Source organism: Vibrio tasmaniensis (genome assembly GCF_024347635.1).
Lineage (GTDB): Bacteria > Pseudomonadota > Gammaproteobacteria > Enterobacterales > Vibrionaceae > Vibrio > Vibrio tasmaniensis.
Genome location: NZ_AP025510.1, coordinates 1631978 through 1649103, shown reverse-complemented (window position 1 = coordinate 1649103; position 17126 = coordinate 1631978). Strand labels below are relative to the sequence as shown.

Annotated in this window: 17 protein-coding genes; 12 read left to right on the top strand and 5 right to left on the bottom strand. The window is 42.7% G+C overall.

Translation table 11 applies throughout. From position 1 onward, the window contains the following. The first annotated feature begins 25 nt into the window (after positions 1-25). The 6 genes from OCV44_RS07600 to uspE all read left to right on the top strand — a co-directional run bounded on the left by OCV44_RS07600 (position 26) and on the right by uspE (position 5699). The gene (locus OCV44_RS07600) at positions 26-505 is read left to right on the top strand and encodes a FixH family protein (RefSeq protein ID WP_009846710.1); all 480 of its coding nucleotides are present in this window, start codon (positions 26-28) and stop codon (positions 503-505) included. Positions 506-510: 5 nt separating this feature from the next. Continuing rightward, positions 511-2883 (top strand): heavy metal translocating P-type ATPase, encoded by a 2373-nt coding sequence (locus OCV44_RS07595; protein WP_139683895.1) that lies wholly within the window; start codon positions 511-513, stop codon positions 2881-2883. Then, a complete protein-coding gene (ccoS, locus tag OCV44_RS07590; RefSeq protein WP_139683896.1) occupies positions 2883-3119 on the top strand; it encodes a cbb3-type cytochrome oxidase assembly protein CcoS in 237 nt (78 codons plus the stop codon). Before OCV44_RS07595 ends, ccoS begins: the two co-directional genes overlap by 1 nt. Continuing rightward, complete coding sequence (locus OCV44_RS07585) at positions 3109-3783, top strand: sulfite exporter TauE/SafE family protein (protein ID WP_009846713.1); 675 nt, start codon at positions 3109-3111, stop codon at positions 3781-3783. The genes ccoS and OCV44_RS07585 overlap by 11 nt, the downstream gene beginning before the upstream one ends. 86 nt (positions 3784-3869) lie before the next feature. After that, positions 3870-4616: an FNR family transcription factor gene (locus OCV44_RS07580; RefSeq protein ID WP_009846714.1), complete on the top strand. Its 747-nt coding sequence runs from the start codon at positions 3870-3872 to the stop codon at positions 4614-4616. 132 nt (positions 4617-4748) lie between these two features. After that, positions 4749-5699 (top strand): universal stress protein UspE, encoded by a 951-nt coding sequence (uspE, locus tag OCV44_RS07575; RefSeq protein WP_017097864.1) that lies wholly within the window; start codon positions 4749-4751, stop codon positions 5697-5699. A 272-nt stretch (positions 5700-5971) separates the two neighbouring features. On the opposite strand, the gene ttcA is transcribed toward uspE, so the two are convergent. From ttcA to OCV44_RS07555, 4 genes are all read right to left on the bottom strand, one after another. Continuing rightward, positions 5972-6865 carry a tRNA 2-thiocytidine(32) synthetase TtcA gene (gene ttcA / locus OCV44_RS07570; protein WP_086049447.1) on the bottom strand — a complete coding sequence of 298 codons (894 nt, stop codon included), beginning with the start codon at positions 6863-6865 and terminating at the stop codon, positions 5972-5974. A gap of 288 nt (positions 6866-7153) precedes the next feature. Beyond that, positions 7154-7804 carry a DUF2987 domain-containing protein gene (locus OCV44_RS07565; protein WP_139683897.1) on the bottom strand — a complete coding sequence of 217 codons (651 nt, stop codon included), beginning with the start codon at positions 7802-7804 and terminating at the stop codon, positions 7154-7156. Between the two features lie 123 nt (positions 7805-7927). Then, positions 7928-8776 carry a glucosaminidase domain-containing protein gene (locus OCV44_RS07560; RefSeq protein ID WP_139683898.1) on the bottom strand — a complete coding sequence of 283 codons (849 nt, stop codon included), beginning with the start codon at positions 8774-8776 and terminating at the stop codon, positions 7928-7930. Beyond that, positions 8769-9617 (bottom strand): DUF2189 domain-containing protein, encoded by an 849-nt coding sequence (locus OCV44_RS07555; protein ID WP_139683899.1) that lies wholly within the window; start codon positions 9615-9617, stop codon positions 8769-8771. Before OCV44_RS07555 ends, OCV44_RS07560 begins: the two co-directional genes overlap by 8 nt. Positions 9618-9946: 329 nt before the next feature. On the opposite strand from OCV44_RS07555, the gene potA reads away from it, so the two are divergent. The 6 genes from potA (at position 9947) to OCV44_RS07525 (ending at position 16114) form a co-directional block, all read left to right on the top strand. Then, positions 9947-11062 carry a spermidine/putrescine ABC transporter ATP-binding protein PotA gene (gene potA / locus OCV44_RS07550; protein ID WP_009846720.1) on the top strand — a complete coding sequence of 372 codons (1116 nt, stop codon included), beginning with the start codon at positions 9947-9949 and terminating at the stop codon, positions 11060-11062. Then, the gene (gene potB / locus OCV44_RS07545; protein WP_139683900.1) at positions 11046-11903 is read left to right on the top strand and encodes a spermidine/putrescine ABC transporter permease PotB; all 858 of its coding nucleotides are present in this window, start codon (positions 11046-11048) and stop codon (positions 11901-11903) included. Before potA ends, potB begins: the two co-directional genes overlap by 17 nt. Further along, on the top strand, positions 11903-12673 hold the full coding sequence (potC, locus tag OCV44_RS07540) for a spermidine/putrescine ABC transporter permease PotC (protein WP_139683901.1): 771 nt from the start codon (positions 11903-11905) through the stop codon (positions 12671-12673). The genes potB and potC overlap by 1 nt, the downstream gene beginning before the upstream one ends. A 149-nt stretch (positions 12674-12822) precedes the next feature. Further along, positions 12823-13857 carry an extracellular solute-binding protein gene (locus OCV44_RS07535; protein WP_139683902.1) on the top strand — a complete coding sequence of 345 codons (1035 nt, stop codon included), beginning with the start codon at positions 12823-12825 and terminating at the stop codon, positions 13855-13857. Between the two features lie 227 nt (positions 13858-14084). Further along, entirely contained in the window at positions 14085-15122 is a 1038-nt protein-coding gene (locus OCV44_RS07530) for an extracellular solute-binding protein (protein WP_139683903.1), read from the top strand. A gap of 125 nt (positions 15123-15247) precedes the next feature. Then, positions 15248-16114 (top strand): GGDEF domain-containing protein, encoded by an 867-nt coding sequence (locus tag OCV44_RS07525; protein ID WP_139684049.1) that lies wholly within the window; start codon positions 15248-15250, stop codon positions 16112-16114. A 123-nt stretch (positions 16115-16237) separates the two neighbouring features. Here the strand turns inward: OCV44_RS07525 and cobB are convergent, their stop codons facing one another. Beyond that, positions 16238-16972, bottom strand: a complete 735-nt coding sequence (gene cobB, locus OCV44_RS07520) for a Sir2 family NAD+-dependent deacetylase (RefSeq protein ID WP_065680375.1) — start codon at positions 16970-16972, stop codon at positions 16238-16240. Positions 16973-17126: the final 154 nt, after the last annotated feature.

Below are 17126 nucleotides of genomic sequence, written 5' to 3'. Positions count from 1 at the left end.
TTTATTCTTTTTTGAGATCTTTTTTATGGTAAAGCCTTGGTATAAACAGTTTTGGCCGTGGTTCTTAATCGCGTTGCCAGCGACAGTAGTTATTTGGACCATCATGACGGTTATTGTGTTCACACAGAACTCTGTAGACTTAGTGACTGAGGATTACTATAAAAAAGGAAAAGGCATTAATGTCGACATTTCAAAAGTAAATATTGCAAAGGAACTCGGCCTTTCAGCTTCAGTTAACGAGAAAGGTAACTCCGTTATCATTACTCTTGAGAAAGGTAAACTTGATCATTTCCCTGCGATTAACGCAATGTTTGTTCACAGAACGCTGCCTGACCGCGATTTCACTCAACTACTGACAGCAGATGCGAAAGGCAACTACACCATGACTTTGGATCATGAAATGCAAGGACCATGGTTTATTGAGCTTTCTCCGCATGATTCTGAATGGTTAGTGCAAGGTCGCATGAACTTCCCTATTGATACTCCTACTCAACTAACGAACTAAAGCTTATGTGTGAATCCTGTTATCACTGCGGTGAAGATGTACCAGCGGAAACGGATTTTAAAGTAGAAATTTTAGGATCGGTTCGTCCGATGTGTTGTCCGGGTTGCGAAACCGTAGCCCAGACTATCATAGATAGCGGTTTGGTCTCTTATTACCAATACCGTACTGCTCCGGCTGAAAAAGCCGACTTGGTGCCAGAGCAACTTCTGGCTCTTAGTCATTATGACAATGAAGATGTTCAACTTGAGTTCGTTCGAAACTCTGAAAACACCTCCGAAGTGACATTGTCACTAGAAGGCGTCTCTTGTGCGGCTTGTGCCTGGCTTATTGAGAAGCAAGTTTCTTCAAAGCTTGGCGTTGTGAGTATTCGTGTTAATACCACGACCAACCGTGCTCTGCTCAGTTGGGATAACACTCAGGCCAAACTGAGCGAGTTGCTATCCGCGATTCATAGGTTGGGCTACAAAGCTGCACCATTCGAGGCTGATCAACAAGAAGCCGCTTATCATCGTTCGATGAAGAACTACCTTTATCGTCTTGGTGTAGCTGGGCTAGCAACCATGCAGGTCATGATGCTGGCTGTGGCGCTTTATCTTGAAGTCTTTGGTAACCTAGAGCCCGAATTCAAAAGCTACTTCCGTTGGGTGAGCTTAATCTTTGCAACACCGGTTCTGCTCTACTCTGCATTACCTTTCTATATTAACGCTTGGCGTAGTATCAAAGGGCGAACATTGGGTATGGATGTACCCGTGTCGATCGCTCTGTTGTTTGCCTACGTTGCTAGTTTGGTAGCGACGGTGACCGAAAAAGGCGAAGTGTTCTTTGAATCTATCTCGATGTTCACCTTCTTCCTATTGCTGGGTCGTTTTCTTGAAATGCGCGCTCGTCGTAAAGCAGCCGCCGCGAGTGGTAACCTGCTTAAGCTGGTTCCTGCAATGGCAACAACATTAGACGGTGAACAAGTTCCAGTAAAAACCTTAAAAGTTGGCGACCAGATTCGCGTTCTACCCGGTGAGCACATCCCTGCCGATGGCAAAGTACTGTCTGGTAGAGTTCATATTGATGAATCGATGCTGACTGGCGAATCTATCCATGTGGTCAAAAACGAAGGCGATACGGTCTTTGCTGGCACATTGAATGGTGATGAATCGTTTGAATTGGAAGTGATGACGTCTAAAGCGGATTCAGTGATTTCCAATATCGTTCGCCTACAAGATGAAGCGCAGTTATCAAAACCTCGCATCGCTGAAATTGCTGATGTGGTGGCTCGATACTTTGTCGCAGTTATCTTAATTATCTCATTTGGTACTTGGTTCTACTGGCATCAAACTAGACCAGAAGATGCTTTCTGGATCATGCTTTCAGTATTAGTGGCGACCTGCCCTTGTGCTCTATCGCTTGCAACACCGACAGCCATTACCTGCTCAACCTCTCGTATGGGTAACTTCGGCATCTTGCTGCGCAAAGGCCATGTGTTTGAAACCTTGTGTAAAGTGAATCACTTGATCATAGATAAAACAGGTACATTGACCGAGGGTGATATTCGTATCAGCCAAGTCGAAACCTTCGCAGAACTTGATAAAGACACATGTCTAAAAGTAGCAGCGAGCCTAGAGCAGCATGCTAACCACCCTATTGCGAAAGCGTTCAAAACTCATACTTCAGATGATATCGAAGTCGAGTCGGTGAACAACGTGATTGGTTCGGGCATTACTGGCGAGTGGAACGGGCAAGAAGTGGCGATTGGTAGTAGTGAGTTCATTCTAGGTGAAGCCCAGCCGTCCGAAAGCAATGGTATTTACTTGTCGATGTCTGGTCGACATATCGCAACATTCACTTATGAAGATCCAATTCGTAAAGAAAGTATCGAGTTTATTAAAAAGTTTAAAGAAGCGGGAATCAAAACGACCCTGCTCACTGGCGATTCTTTGATTAATGCAAAGCCTGTTGCTGAAGAGATCGGCATTACTGATATTGTTGCTAACGCGAAGCCGGAAGATAAACTGGCTTATTTAAACTCTAGAGACGCTAGTGACATCACCATGATGGTTGGTGACGGTATTAACGATGCGCCTATTCTTGCAGGTGCACACCTTTCGGTTGCTATGGGCGGCGGTACCGACGTGGCGAAAGCCTCAGCGGATATGGTGTTATTGGGTGACAAACTCGATAGATTACTTAAATCACGAACATTAGCGCTTAAAACGCGTAAGATAATCCGTGAAAACTTAGCGTGGTCGTTGGGGTATAACTTACTTATTCTTCCATTGGCCGTAGCGGGTTTGGTTGCTCCATACATTGCCGTTGTTGGCATGTCTGCTAGCTCTATTATTGTTGTGTCTAACTCGTTAAGGCTTTTAAAAGAGCAAGGTAAATAATGGAAAGTTTATACATACTTATTCCAATTGCAATCGTACTAGTGTGCATCGCTGTCGGTATCTTTCTATGGGCAGTTAAGAGTGAGCAGTTTGAAGACCTTGAGCGTCAAGGCCACAACATTCTGTTTGATGAAGACACTAATGCTCATCATCATTCTGATAGTAAACCTGTTAAGAACGAGAAAGCTAACGTAGAAAGCCAAACTAACTTAGACAAAAAGAACGATGACGCCTGATTGGATCGGAGCCTTTGTTGTTGGGTTGATCGGCGCAGGTCACTGCATGGGAATGTGTGGTGGCATTGCGTCGCTTCTTTCAATTGGAAACAGTAAACCTTCCCCTGTCATTCCCCTGCTTTATAACCTAGGACGCTTGCTAAGCTATGCCGTGATTGGCGGTGTGATTGGCGGTGCAATTTCTTCTATAGGTCAGCTAAGCGATTTTAACGCTCTGCTAGGTTGGCTGCGATTATTTGCTGCTGGCTTTATGATCGTCTTAGGTTTGTATATTGGTAAATGGTGGTTCGGTTTGTTGTTTTTTGAAAAAGTCGGGCAAAAACTATGGCGCTATATCTCTCCTGTCGGTAAATCATTTCTACCATTGAAGCATCCTAGTCACGCTCTACCATTTGGTTTCATTTGGGGGTGGTTACCATGTGGCCTTGTTTATTCTATGCTTACATGGGCGGCCGTATCAGGAAGTTGGTATAACGGAGCAGGTATCATGCTTGCTTTCGGTTTAGGAACCCTCCCTGCGATGCTCACGGTTGGAATGGGTGCAAATTTCCTCAAAAAACTGCAACAAGCTGACTTATTTCGTCAGTTTGGTGCAATTTTAATCCTTATTTACGGCTTCTATACCGGTTATATGGCGCTACAGCTTATTATTTATACCGTATGATAGAATATTTAATCCGGTTTTTTTACTACCCTTTGGGGTTAAGGAATGCTAAAATATTGACGTATATCAAATAGTGAAAGATTGTTATGATTTCTGAAAAGCCTGTGACGAAACGTGTTCAGTCTGGTGGTTGTGCGATCCATTGCCAGGATTGTAGTATTAGCCAGCTCTGTATTCCGTTTACTTTGAATGAATCTGAACTCGATCAACTTGATCAGATCATTGAGAGAAAAAAGCCTATTCAAAAAGGCCAAGAGTTATTTAAAGCCGGTGACGAGCTTAAATCTCTATACGCTATTCGCTCTGGAACGATCAAGAGCTACACTATTACCGAGCAAGGTGATGAGCAGATTACTGCATTCCATCTAGCGGGCGATCTTGTTGGCTTCGATGCGATTACTGGTGACATGCACCCTAGTTTCGCACAAGCGTTAGAAACTTCTATGGTATGTGAAATTCCATACGAAATTCTCGACGACCTATCAGGAAAAATGCCTAAATTGCGTCAGCAAATTATGCGTCTGATGAGTAATGAGATTAAAGGTGACCAAGAAATGATTCTGCTTCTTTCTAAGAAGAACGCGGAAGAGCGTCTTGCTGCATTCCTTTACAACCTTTCTACTCGTTTCTCTCAACGTGGCTTCAGCCCACGTGAGTTTCGCCTAACGATGACTCGTGGCGATATTGGTAACTACCTTGGTTTGACTGTTGAAACAATTAGCCGTCTTTTAGGTCGCTTCCAAAAAGCAGACATCTTGAGCGTTAAAGGCAAATATATCACTATCGAAGATCACGATGCGTTGATGGAACTTGCTGGCGTTTCAAAAGAATAGTCTAGATATCAATGATGTAGTTCAATAATGAGCTACATCATGTTTCTCTCTTAAAACCTCTTATATTTCTCTTATTCTCTCCATAACTACGCTACATTATTTATATGTTCGGTCTGAAAAGTAGGCTTAGTTATGAGTATCTATAACAAAATTTTAGTTGTCGCAGACATTAATCACGATGAGCAACCAGCTCTAGTTCGTGCTATCCAACTTGCCAAGAAAAGCACATCAACAAGCCACATCACTTTCTTTTTATCGATCTACGATTTCTCGTATGACATGACATCTATGCTCTCTGTAGATGAAAGAGACGCAATGCGTAAAGGCGTAATTCATCAACGTGAAATTTGGATGAATAAAGTGGCGGCTCCTTACCTTGATGATTCCATTGAATTTAACGTGCAAGTGGTTTGGCATAACCGCCCGTACGAAGCGATCATTGCAGAGGTTTACAGTGGCGAGCATGACATCCTAATCAAAGGTACGCGTAAGCACGATACCTTAGAGTCTGTCATCTTTACTCCTACCGACTGGCACCTATTGAGAAAATGCCCTAGCCCAGTACTATTGGTTAAAAATGATTTCTGGCCAGAACACGCGAAGATCTACGCTTCAGTTCATGTAGGCTCTGAAACAGAAGCTCACTTAGAGCTCAATGACACGATGGTCGACAGGTTACTTGAGATCACAGGTCGTTTAGATGCTGAGCCGCTATTGGTAAACGCCTACCCGGTGACACCTGCTAATATCACAATCGAGCTGCCAGAGTTTGACCCAACCTCTTATACTGACGCGGTTCGTGGTCATCACTTAACAGCGATGAAAGCGTTGCGCCAGAAACACGGTATGAGTGAAGAACAAACCGTGGTTGAGCAAGGCTTGCCAGAAGATGTTATTCCTCGTGTAGCGTCTGAAAACAATGCTGCTATGGTGATTCTTGGTACAACAGGTCGTACGGGCTTGTCTGCCGTGTTTATCGGAAATACAGCAGAACATGTAATCGACAAGATTAACTGTGATGTACTCGCCCTTAAACCGTCGGGTTACGTAAGTCCACTTGATCCCAATTTGTCTATAGGTTAATACCTTATAGCTGATTTAAAATCATAAAAAAACGCCTCAAGCACTGCTTGAGGCGTTTTTATTTATCTAGAGCTTCCGCCATTCCAAATATAGAATCGCGAATATCTCGTTATACCAATCACAGTAAGTAAGTGATAATAAATAGCGCAGGAAAAATGCTTGAGAACAAGGCAGAAATTTTCGATAAGTAGTTATTCTACAATCAAAATTTCTAACGATGTTATCGAGTGTTTTAACCAGCTAGGATGAACAGTTATTTACTACGATTGGTATTATACGTTAGTCACGTCGATGAACATTGACTCATCAATATTTGAAGAGGAAATTTCAGCTTCTTCGAATTCGTAGGCCTTGCGATCTTCACTACGGTCTAGTGGAAGGTTTACGAAATCAAACAGTTCTCGGTCAGCCAGTTGGCTTGGACTTACGTTCTGAATTGACTTGAAGATCTTCTCAACACGACCTGGCGTTTTCTTATCCCAATCAATCAACATCGCTTTAATATTCTGGCGCTGTAGGTTCTCTTGAGAGCCACACAGGTTACAAGGAATGATTGGGAACTCTAGGTGCTCTGCGTATTGGATTAAGTCCGTTTCACGACAATAAGTCAGTGGACGAATAACAACGTTACGGCCATCATCAGAACGCAATTTTGGCGGCATTGCTTTCAAGCGTGCACCGTGGAACATGTTCAGGAACATCGTCTCAACAATATCGTCTAGGTGGTGGCCAAGAGCAATCTTAGTCGCCCCAATTTTCTCTGCAAACGAGTACAAAGTACCACGACGAAGACGAGAACATAGACCACAGGTTGTTTTACCCTCTGGCACTTTCTCTTTAACTACGGAGTACGTGTCTTTATCTACGATGTAGTAAGGAATGTTCAGAGTTTCGAAGTACTCAGGAAGAATGTGCTCAGGAAAGCCAGGTTGTTTTTGGTCTAGGTTTACGGCAACAACATCGAATTTGATAGGTGCAGCTTCACGTAAACGTAGCAAAATATCTAGCATCGCAAATGAATCTTTACCGCCACTAATGCACGCCATTACTACGTCATTCTCTTCGATCATGTTGTAGTCAACGATGGCATTTCCAACATTTCGTCTCAGACGTTTCTGAAGCTTGTTGAATTCAAGTGTTTCTTTTTTATTTTCGTTTTGGTTCATTGCGACTCTCACACCGTCGTATTACCGACTGTAGATTGCTAGTGGGACTGTTTTAGGGCGTGGATTATACGGATTTTTATTTGATGTTGAAATAGTAACGGCAGGATTAACAAGCTGAGTATTGGAAAGATTCCGCTTCTTTTGAGCTTTAAGCTCTCTAAACGGTTAGATAAACGCGTCTTAACAAATTCGAGGTTTGCATAGTAGACAAAGAAAAGCAGCCTTCTCTAAAAGATCAGGCTGCTTAGAACTACTTCCTCAAAGCGTAGGGAGTGCTTCTAGCTAGACTTATTGCGCGGGAATGTACGGTAATACGCGAACCGTTGGCTCTGGTAAAGTGATGCTGTCACTTCCATTCAGCTCTTCTAAGGTGAATTTAGCACGGCCTTCTTTAATTGGGATCTGTTTACCGTTAGATAGAGCAATGTTGCCTTCAAGTTTGTCATTGAACTCCAACGTTAACCCTTGGATATCAGGTGTGAACCAGCTAGAGAACATGCCGCTGACGTCTTCTAGCATTGCCTGCATCTGTGGTAACAGGCTTTCTAGCTGTGCAACTTCAACATCGCCAGCTAAAGGCTCTTGAGTCATTACAACAAGCGAATATGCACACTCTTGCTCTTGGGTTTGTACAAAGATAAGAGGATTTGCTGAGCGCAGGTTTTGATCTACAGGTAGAAGCAGCTCATTCGCAGGAGAAACTTTTAGCTCTTCGTAGTGCTCTTCTTTCTCCATCCAAGCTTTGCTGATGTGACAGGTTTTCTGTGCTTGTTGGTCAACAAAGAACACCGCAACTTTGACATCATCGTGCCCTTCTTTGGTGTTGTTTTTCAGCTGAGTATAGAGTTTAGAATACGTGAACATGTATTCTTGCGCCGAAGCTGGAAGAGAAACCCCAAAACTTAAAGTGGCTAATAAAGCGATTGCTGTCTTTTTCATTATTATAATCTTGTTGAAGTTGAGCGTTTATAAATAGAAAGAGCAGCCAATGAGCTGCTCTTTTGCGATATTGCTTGGTGTCAAATTGACTAAAGAAGTCAATCAAACGGATATCCAAATGAGTTACTTTTCCCAGTATACCTTGTTGTGACGGATCATAGCTTGTAAATCAGTCACATAGTCTGAACCTCGCTCAGAATATTTTAACAAGCCATTGGTCAATTCGGTCGCCGTTTCTTTGGTTAACAGATCATTACCATTTGCTGCCAGTTGCGCACGAATGGCTCTTAAATCTGCATAGGCACGGTTACGATTAAGGTTCATGAAGTAACGGTGTACGGATTCTTGGCTTGAAGAAAATGTTGCAACTTCATGCGAGCTGCCTTCGTTACGTTGTAGCGGAACAAGGCCACAACCTTTGCTGTAACACCAATGTCCGAAATAGTTGTTTGCTTTGGTGGCGAAACGTGATGTCCCCCAAGCCGATTCATTGGCAGCCTGTGTTAATACAAGCGCCTCTGGCAGTACGTTTACGCGACTAAGCATTTCCGTAAGCCAAGCTTGATCTAATCCTGAAGATGGCACTGGCAAGCTGTATAACTTCCCTAGCCTTTTCGCATACGATATGTCTTCTGAATCAATATTCGTAATACCTGATTCAGAGATCTTGGTTAAAAACGCACGCTCTTTGGTGATACGTTTGTTTTCAATCTTGATGCTTGGGCGTAGGAACGAGAAAAACGCGTATTTTTTCTCGTTTACATCCTGAATAGCCGCAAAGTTTGGTGCGCTTGAAGCAACAGTCAAGTCATCAAATTGGTCTGCTGAAGTAGAGCTCTGTTCTGTCGTACGTCGGCGTTCTTCTTCTTGGTAAAGGTATGGGCCAATCAGTGAGATAGAACCCACGATTGCTAGTGTTGTTACCTTGAGCGCAAGAGATTTACTCGCGCTGCCTTTGTCGTTATTACGCATCGAAGACCTGCGGGTTTTTGTTCTTGTTACCATTGCTACTGTTGTTGCCGTTATTGTTACCGCCATCGCTATCGTCATCGCTCATTGGGCGGTCTGATGCAATTATCTTCAGCTTGATGCCAAACATTTCACGGTAAACGATGCCTTTCACGTGGAAGAAGAATGGAAGAACGAAGATCAAGCCAATGCCGTACATCATCGCAGCAACGATGAACATCAGCATAACCATTAGGTATATAGACGCGACTACGAAGATCTTCTTATTTACTGCTCTTAGAGAAAGTAACAGCGATTGCATCGGTGGAACTTTTTTATCACAAATCAGCAGAATTGAGTTGCTGAACGCAAGTGAGAAGTAGATAGACAGAAATGGCAGAATCATACCAGCGATGCCTTGAAGCATTAGGCTGAACAAAGTCACTAGAATAACGGGGATCGTAAACTGTAAACCTTTGCCTATGTGGCGCACTTTAGTTTGAAGGCCTGCAGCGTGGCTCATTGCCATTAAACAGATACCGGCATAGATAGGTGCACTGACTACTTCATAGCTAAAGTTAGCAATAAAAATGGATTCAACGATCTGTGGGGTAAAGGCCTCAGGGTCGATAACCGCATCTAAAATAATTGCAGGGTCACCAAGCTGAAGCTTTAATGCGATATAAAAGATAGCCAATTGTACAAACATTAGCGCAACAATCGCAGGTGAAAACGAAAGAAAGTGACTTATCGTATGTTTCCAAGCTTCTTGGAATACAGCCGTTGCTTTGAGCTCATAATCGCCGGAAAGTGCACGGTTGATACTACCGCCCAAATTAAAATCTTTTTCGATGTCGTTGTTCATATTGATACCTAGGTGCGCCAACTAAATGAAGCCACCTAACTTATTGATAAAAAATTACCTTCATTATACCCATATGTCGGATGCAAACTAAAATATGAATCTGTAACAAGGCTTGCTTTTACGTCTTAATGGTTAATAATTAGACACTTGTTAGGGTGTAAACCCAACAAATAACAGTATGGTAAAGGATGTTTACTTTTACCTGCGAATTTTTTTGTCTTCGAAAGATAAAAAATGCTTTGAATTCACGTTTTTGGTGATTATGATGCGCGCCTTAGAGGTGTATAGCAACAGGTCTCAAATAGAACCAAGGTGGAGAAAAACAGACGTTGAACGCTAAAAAATCAGTAGGGAAGCCAGTAGTACAGCTAACTGGCATCAGTAAAAGTTTCGATGGTAAGGAAGTCATCGGCAATCTGGATTTAAACGTAAATCATGGTGAGTTTCTCACGATTTTAGGCCCATCAGGTTGTGGTAAAACAACCGTGCTAAGAATGATTGCGGGTTTTGAAACGGCGGATAGTGGCGAAATACTATTAGCTGGACAGAACGTAACCCAAGTTCCTGCTGAACAAAGGCATGTTAACACTGTATTCCAAAGCTATGCCCTATTCCCGCATATGACCGTTTTCGACAATGTGGCATTTGGCTTACGCATGCAGAAAGTTCCAAGCAGCGAGATTGAACCTCGTGTAATGGATGCTTTGAAAATGGTGCGCTTAGAACAAATGGCACAACGAAAGCCACACCAGCTATCTGGTGGCCAACAGCAACGTATCGCCATCGCTCGTGCTGTCGTTAATAAGCCTAAAGTTCTCTTGTTGGATGAATCTCTATCTGCTCTGGATTACAAACTACGTAAACAGATGCAAATCGAGCTTAAACAACTGCAACGCCAACTTGGTATCACGTTCATTTTTGTAACGCATGACCAAGAAGAAGCATTGTCTATGTCTGATCGTATTATTGTTATGCGTGATGGTGTGATTGAACAAGATGGAACACCAAGAGAAATTTACGAAGAGCCTAAGAACTTATTTGTTGCTCGTTTCATTGGTGAAATTAACGTATTCGAAGCGACAGCGAAATCTCGTCAAGATGAAAAACGCATTGTTGCGACAATCGAAGGTGAAGAGTCCATTATCTATCACGATAAAGACGTAACACCGGGCCAAAAACTGCAAGTACTACTTCGCCCTGAAGATCTTCGTATCGAAGAAATCAAAGAGTCGGAGCAACGCGGTATTGTTGGTCACATTGTCGAGCGAACCTACAAAGGCATGACATTAGATTCAGTCGTAGAACTTGAATCAGGTATGCGTGTCATGGTTAGCGAATTCTTCAACGAAGATGACCCTGATGTTGATCACTCACTGGGCCAAAAAGTTGCAGTAACTTGGGTTGAGAGCTGGGAAGTGGTGTTAGAAGATGAGCAAGAAGTTTAATTTACAAAACGCGATTGTTGCTTTAATCACAGGTTGGTTAGTGCTGTTCGTGATGATTCCAAACATCATGATCATCGGTACTAGCTTTCTAACTCGTGATGAAGCGAACTTGATCGAGATGACCTTCACTCTCGATAACTACTTGCGTTTGGCTGATCCGCTGTATTTTAAAGTGCTGATGCACTCTTTCTATATGGCGATTGTCGCAACCCTACTTTGTTTAATTATTGGTTACCCGTTCGCCTACATCGTGGCAAAAATGCCTGCGAAATGGCGTCCAATCATGTTGTTTTTAGTGATTGTGCCATTCTGGACAAACTCTTTGATTCGTACTTATGGATTAAAAGTGGTTCTGGGTACTCAAGGTGTGTTGAACAAAGGCTTGTTGGCGTTAGACATTATCGATAAACCACTTCGTATTATGTATTCAGAAACGGCAGTAATGATCGGTTTAGTGTATATCCTACTTCCGTTCATGATTTTGCCGTTGTATTCAGCAATTGAAAAGCTAGACGATACTTATTTAGAAGCGGCTAAAGACTTAGGTGCGAACAAACTTCAAACGCTATTGAAAGTCGTGTTACCACTGACTATGCCAGGTATTGTCGGCGGTTGTTTATTAGTGTTATTGCCCGCGTTAGGTATGTTCTACATCTCTGACCTATTAGGCGGAGCAAAAAACCTGCTGATTGGTAACGTGATTAAGAGCCAAGTACTCAACGCTCGGGACTGGCCGTTTGGCGCTGCGACGAGTATTGCACTGACCGTGGCAATGGCTGTGATGCTGTATGCCTACTATCGAGCAGGTAAGCTATTGAATAAGAAAGTGGAGCTAGACTAATGAGTCGTACAGTTAAGTTCAGCTTTATGGCGCTGGTATACGCTTTTTTATACCTACCTATTATCGTATTGATTGCGAACTCATTTAATGCCAACAAGTTTGGTATGAAATGGGGTGGCTTCACTACTAAATGGTATGACGCACTGATTAACAACGACAGCCTAATGCAGGCTGCGTGGCACTCGATCAACGTAGCGGTGTTCTCTGCAACTGCCGCAACGATTGTCGGAAGCCTGACTGCTGTTGCCCTATTCCGTTACCAATTTAAAGGTAAAGGCATCGTCAATGGCATGTTGTTCATCGTGATGATGTCACCAGATATCGTAATGGCGATTTCGCTTCTTGCGCTATTCTTGGTAATGGGTGTGCAACTTGGGTTCTTTACCCTACTTGCAGCGCACATTACTTTCTGTCTGCCGTTCGTTGTTGTCACGGTTTACAGTCGTCTGAATGGCTTTGATGTGAAGATGCTAGAAGCCGCAAAAGATTTAGGGGCAAGTGAATGGACGATTCTAAAGCAGATCATTCTACCTCTTGCTAAGCCAGCGGTTGCTGCGGGTTGGTTATTGAGCTTCACTCTGTCTTTGGACGATGTGATCATCAGCTCTTTCGTAACAGGCCCAACGTATGAAATATTGCCACTGAAGATTTACTCGATGGTTAAAGTCGGTATATCTCCAGAGGTCAACGCCCTAGCAACAGTGATGTTAGTGGTGTCGTTAATACTGGTGATTATTTCTCAGTTATTAGCGAGAGAGAAAATCAAGTAAGTCTCCTACTCTATACAGAGACGGACTTGATAAGAAGTATAAGATACTTCAAGTTCAATAAAAGTGTTAATCATAAACAGAATGGTAAATTGCCATTCTGTTTTTCTATCTACTGCCTTTAGGCAACGTTTAGTTTGGAGCTAACGTCAATGAAAAAATGGGCTACTCTATTAGCTGGTAGTGCATGTGCGCTTTCAATGTTATCTGCACCATCGTTCGCAAAAGATGACAAAGAATTGGTATTCATGAACTGGGGACCTTACATCAACAGTGAGATCTTAGAACAGTTCACGGATGAAACGGGCATCAAAGTGATTTACTCGACTTACGAGTCTAATGAGACTTTGTATGCCAAATTGAAAACACACAACAAAGGTTACGACCTTGTCGTTCCATCGACCTACTTCGTGTCTAAAATGCGCGACGAAGGCATGCTTCAAAAGATCGACAAAACCAAGCTGAACAATTTCAAGAATCTAGATACAAACTACCTAGATAAGCCATATGACCCGAACAACGACTACTCTATTCCACACGTAGTGGCGATCACAGGTCTTGCTGTTAACACAGACATGTACGATCCAGAAGATTTCCAAAGCTGGGCTGATTTATGGAAGCCAGAGCTTGAAGGTCAACTTATGATGATGGACGACACGCGTGAAGTGTTCCACATCGCACTGCGCAAGTTAGGTTACTCTGGTAACACAACTAACGAAAAAGAGATCGACGAAGCATACGCTGAGCTAAAAAAACTAATGCCGAACGTTCTAGTATTTAACTCAGATAACCCTGGCGCGCCATACATGTCTGGTGAAGTCGGTCTTGGTATGCTTTGGAACGGCTCAGCTGCTGCTGCGCAAAATGAAGGTCTGCCGATTAAACTGGTTTTCCCTAAAGAAGGCGGCATCGGTTGGGTTGATAACTTTGCTATCAGTTCTGGCGCTGTAAACGTAGAAGCAGCTCATAAGATGATCGACTTTCTACTTCGCCCTGAAATTGCTGAGCAAATTTCGCGTGACACTGGTTACCTAACAGCCGTTAAAGCGTCAAACGAGAAGTTCAAAGACAGCCCTGCTCTGTTCCCGTCGCAAGAAGACCTTGACCGTGTTGAATGGCAAGCCGCGGTTGGCGACAAGACAGTGAAGTACGAAGATTACTTCATGAAGCTTAAAGCCGGTCAGTAAGCGAGTTCGTTATCTTATTGCTCCGGTCAACAGAGGCTAATAAGTAACTGGTTTACTTAACAAACCTAGTTAGATCATCAATAAGTAAAAAATAAGAATATCAATGAATAGGCAGCTTAGGCTGCCTATTTTGTTATATCACTGCTATAATTTAGCGCGATTTTTAGAAATCCATTTACTTTGGGTTCAATACCCAGCTCCAAATCAAACAAATGAACGGAACAGTAATGAAAAAAACACTGTATACCGGCGCATTGTGTGCTGCTACTTTACTTTCTACACCCTCTTTCGCAGCTGACCAAGAACTGTATTTTTACAACTGGTCTGAATATATTCCAAATGAAGTACTAGAAGACTTCACTGAAGAGACTGGCATTAAAGTCTATTACTCAACTTATGAGTCTAACGAAAGCATGTACGCTAAGTTAAAAACTCAAGGTACGGGTTACGACTTGGTCGTTCCTTCTACTTACTTCGTTTCTAAGATGCGTAAAGAAGGCATGCTTCAAGAGCTTGATAAAACTAAGCTAAGCCACTTTGCAGATTTGGATCCAAATTACTTAGATAAGCCATTTGACCCAAGCAACAACTACTCGATCCCATACATCTGGGGCGCAACGGGTATTGGTATCAACTCAGATATGCTAGACAAGTCTTCAGTTAAAAACTGGGGCGATCTGTGGGATACACAGTGGGAAGGTCAACTGATGATGATGGATGACTCTCGTGAGGTTTTCCATATTGCTCTATCTAAACTGGGTTACTCTCCAAACACGACTAACCCTGAAGAAATCAAAGAAGCTTACGAAGAACTTCGTAAACTAATGCCAAACGTATTGGTATTTAACTCAGATTTCCCAGCAAACCCTTACCTAGCGGGTGAAGTGTCTCTTGGTATGCTTTGGAATGGCTCTGCTTACATGGCACGCCAAGAAGGCGCAACAATTGACATCATCTGGCCAGAGAAAGGCGCTATCTTCTGGATGGACAGCCTAGCGATTCCAGCAGGCGCTAAGAACACTGAAGCGGCACACAAGATGATCGACTTCCTTCTTCGTCCAGAGAACGCTGCGAAAATTGCTCTAGAGATTGGTTACCCAACACCAGTTAAAACAGCTTACCCTCTTCTTCCGAAAGAATTTTCTGAAGATAAGAACGTTTTCCCGCCACAATCAGTGATTGATAATGGTGTTTGGCAAGACGAAGTTGGCGAAGCGAGCGTTATTTATGACGAGTACTTTCAAAAACTTAAAGTAGACAACTAATTTGTTTGCTAGCAACTCACCTGCTTATTAACAATAGTTTAATTGTTGCTAGTAAGTTAAATAAAGCGGCGTAAGCCGCTTTATTTTTATTCAGAAATTATATAGGATTGAACAAACAATACGAAGTGCGATTACATATGCAAGCAAACCCTATCCTGTTAGTTGTGACTTTTATGCTGTTAGCGTCACTGTTGATGCTTGGCTTGAGTTCATTTATTCATATTGATTCAAATTATGATTTGTTTTTCGAAACAAATACCCTCGTGATCATTATGTACATCTATTATGTTGCGCGTCACGCTATTCGTCCCCACAAAGCTCTTCGCTACGGCGCTCTATTACTCATTTTTAACCTATTTTATGACGTATCAACCGAGCTTAAACATCTTGATGAGTGGGCTGACCAAAATGAACTAATAGATACCTTCTTGGAAGATGGTCTACTACAAATCGCATTTCTATTGATCGCTTACGGCATTACAGAATTAACTGGCAAAATCAAAGACCAAGGTAAACGCGACGAGCTTACTGGTTTGTATAATCGCAAAAAGTTTGACGCGATCAAACTTGCAGAGTTTGAGCTCATTTACTTCGACTTAGATGGACTAAAAGAGACAAACGACCTTAAAGGCCACAAAGTTGGAGATTTAATGATTGTTCGTTTCTCTCAGGCTCTGAGGCAAACTGCTTTGGAAGATGAAATGGTGTTTAGAGTGGGTGGTGATGAGTTTGTTGCAACGGCTCAACTCGGTCGTGGTGGTGAGTTTGTCAGCCAAGTCAATAACTTACTGCATGGTGAGAACATCAGTTTTTCTTACGGTATCGAAGTGACCAGCCGAGATAATTTTAAACAGGCATTGGTTGAATCCGATAAAGCGATGTACGAAATGAAAAAAGCTCAAAGACCTGTTCAAAACTCTTGGTGCACGTCTTGTCCTAATCTAGAAACAAATTACCTGAATATAGAGACAACAAGGCAAACCGATGACTAGAGCCTCATCTGAATAAATGTCAGTTTGCCACTGATAAATGATAAATGATAAATGATAACTGTTGCTGATAACGAGCTCTCAAGTTCCAACCTTAAGCGGGTCAATCAATTTATTGGCACAAGGTCAGGCCGTTAGAGACCCCTTCTCTGACAGCAATAGCTCACCGACTAGCTTAGGTACCTCGATACTCGCCTTACCGTAACGTTTCTCTTCAAATTCACTCTCTACCGCACTGGGTTCGAGGTTTATCTCGATCGTATGTGCTCCATGCATTTTAGCATCATGTACAAAACCTGCGGCTGGATAAACCACACCTGACGTGCCGATCGAGATGAACAAATCAGCTTCTTCTAACGCTGAATAAATGTCGCCCATCCTCAATGGCATTTCGCCAAACCACACAATATGAGGGCGCATTTGAGCTGGTATCTGGCAACAATGGCACAATTCACCAGTATGAATGTCGTCTTTGTGCTCTAGAACTTGGTTTGACTCGCTACAACGTGCCTTAAGAAGCTCACCGTGCATGTGGATGATATTGCTGCTACCACCGCGCTCATGCAGATTGTCGATGTTCTGAGTGATGATGGTTACTTTGCCGTCGAGCTTATCTTCAAGCTCTCCTAGCGCCTTGTGGGCTGAATTTGGAAAGATACTTTCACTCTGTAATCCATGACGACGCTTGTTGTAAAACGCTTGTACAAGGTCAGGATCTTTTGCAAAACCTTCAGGTGTCGCAACATCCTCGATTTTATGGTTTTCCCATAATCCGTCTTGTGCTCGGAATGTTTGTATCCCCGACTCCGCAGAGATACCGGCGCCAGTAAGAATTACGATATTTCGATATGGGAAATGCATATAACGTCCTTTTCAATATGTCACTTGGTAACAGCTTAGCACTGTTCAAATTCCAACAATAGTTTTAGGGATTAGACCATAGTCTTAGCCAACTGAATTCATTGGCTATTTGTGACATAACTCGCTTGATAGTTGTTGCCGTTCTTACTCAAAC

Coding starts and splice junctions, on each gene's coding strand:
- OCV44_RS07600 (WP_009846710.1), top strand. CDS start 26: ATGGTAAAGCCTTGGTATAAACAGTTTTGGCCGTGGTTCTTAATCGCG.
- OCV44_RS07595 (WP_139683895.1), top strand. CDS start 511: ATGTGTGAATCCTGTTATCACTGCGGTGAAGATGTACCAGCGGAAACG.
- ccoS (WP_139683896.1), top strand. CDS start 2,883: ATGGAAAGTTTATACATACTTATTCCAATTGCAATCGTACTAGTGTGC.
- OCV44_RS07585 (WP_009846713.1), top strand. CDS start 3,109: ATGACGCCTGATTGGATCGGAGCCTTTGTTGTTGGGTTGATCGGCGCA.
- OCV44_RS07580 (WP_009846714.1), top strand. CDS start 3,870: ATGATTTCTGAAAAGCCTGTGACGAAACGTGTTCAGTCTGGTGGTTGT.
- uspE (WP_017097864.1), top strand. CDS start 4,749: ATGAGTATCTATAACAAAATTTTAGTTGTCGCAGACATTAATCACGAT.
- ttcA (WP_086049447.1), bottom strand. CDS start 6,865: ATGAACCAAAACGAAAATAAAAAAGAAACACTTGAATTCAACAAGCTT.
- OCV44_RS07565 (WP_139683897.1), bottom strand. CDS start 7,804: ATGAAAAAGACAGCAATCGCTTTATTAGCCACTTTAAGTTTTGGGGTT.
- OCV44_RS07560 (WP_139683898.1), bottom strand. CDS start 8,776: ATGCGTAATAACGACAAAGGCAGCGCGAGTAAATCTCTTGCGCTCAAG.
- OCV44_RS07555 (WP_139683899.1), bottom strand. CDS start 9,617: ATGAACAACGACATCGAAAAAGATTTTAATTTGGGCGGTAGTATCAAC.
- potB (WP_139683900.1), top strand. CDS start 11,046: ATGAGCAAGAAGTTTAATTTACAAAACGCGATTGTTGCTTTAATCACA.
- potC (WP_139683901.1), top strand. CDS start 11,903: ATGAGTCGTACAGTTAAGTTCAGCTTTATGGCGCTGGTATACGCTTTT.
- OCV44_RS07535 (WP_139683902.1), top strand. CDS start 12,823: ATGAAAAAATGGGCTACTCTATTAGCTGGTAGTGCATGTGCGCTTTCA.
- OCV44_RS07530 (WP_139683903.1), top strand. CDS start 14,085: ATGAAAAAAACACTGTATACCGGCGCATTGTGTGCTGCTACTTTACTT.
- cobB (WP_065680375.1), bottom strand. CDS start 16,972: ATGCATTTCCCATATCGAAATATCGTAATTCTTACTGGCGCCGGTATC.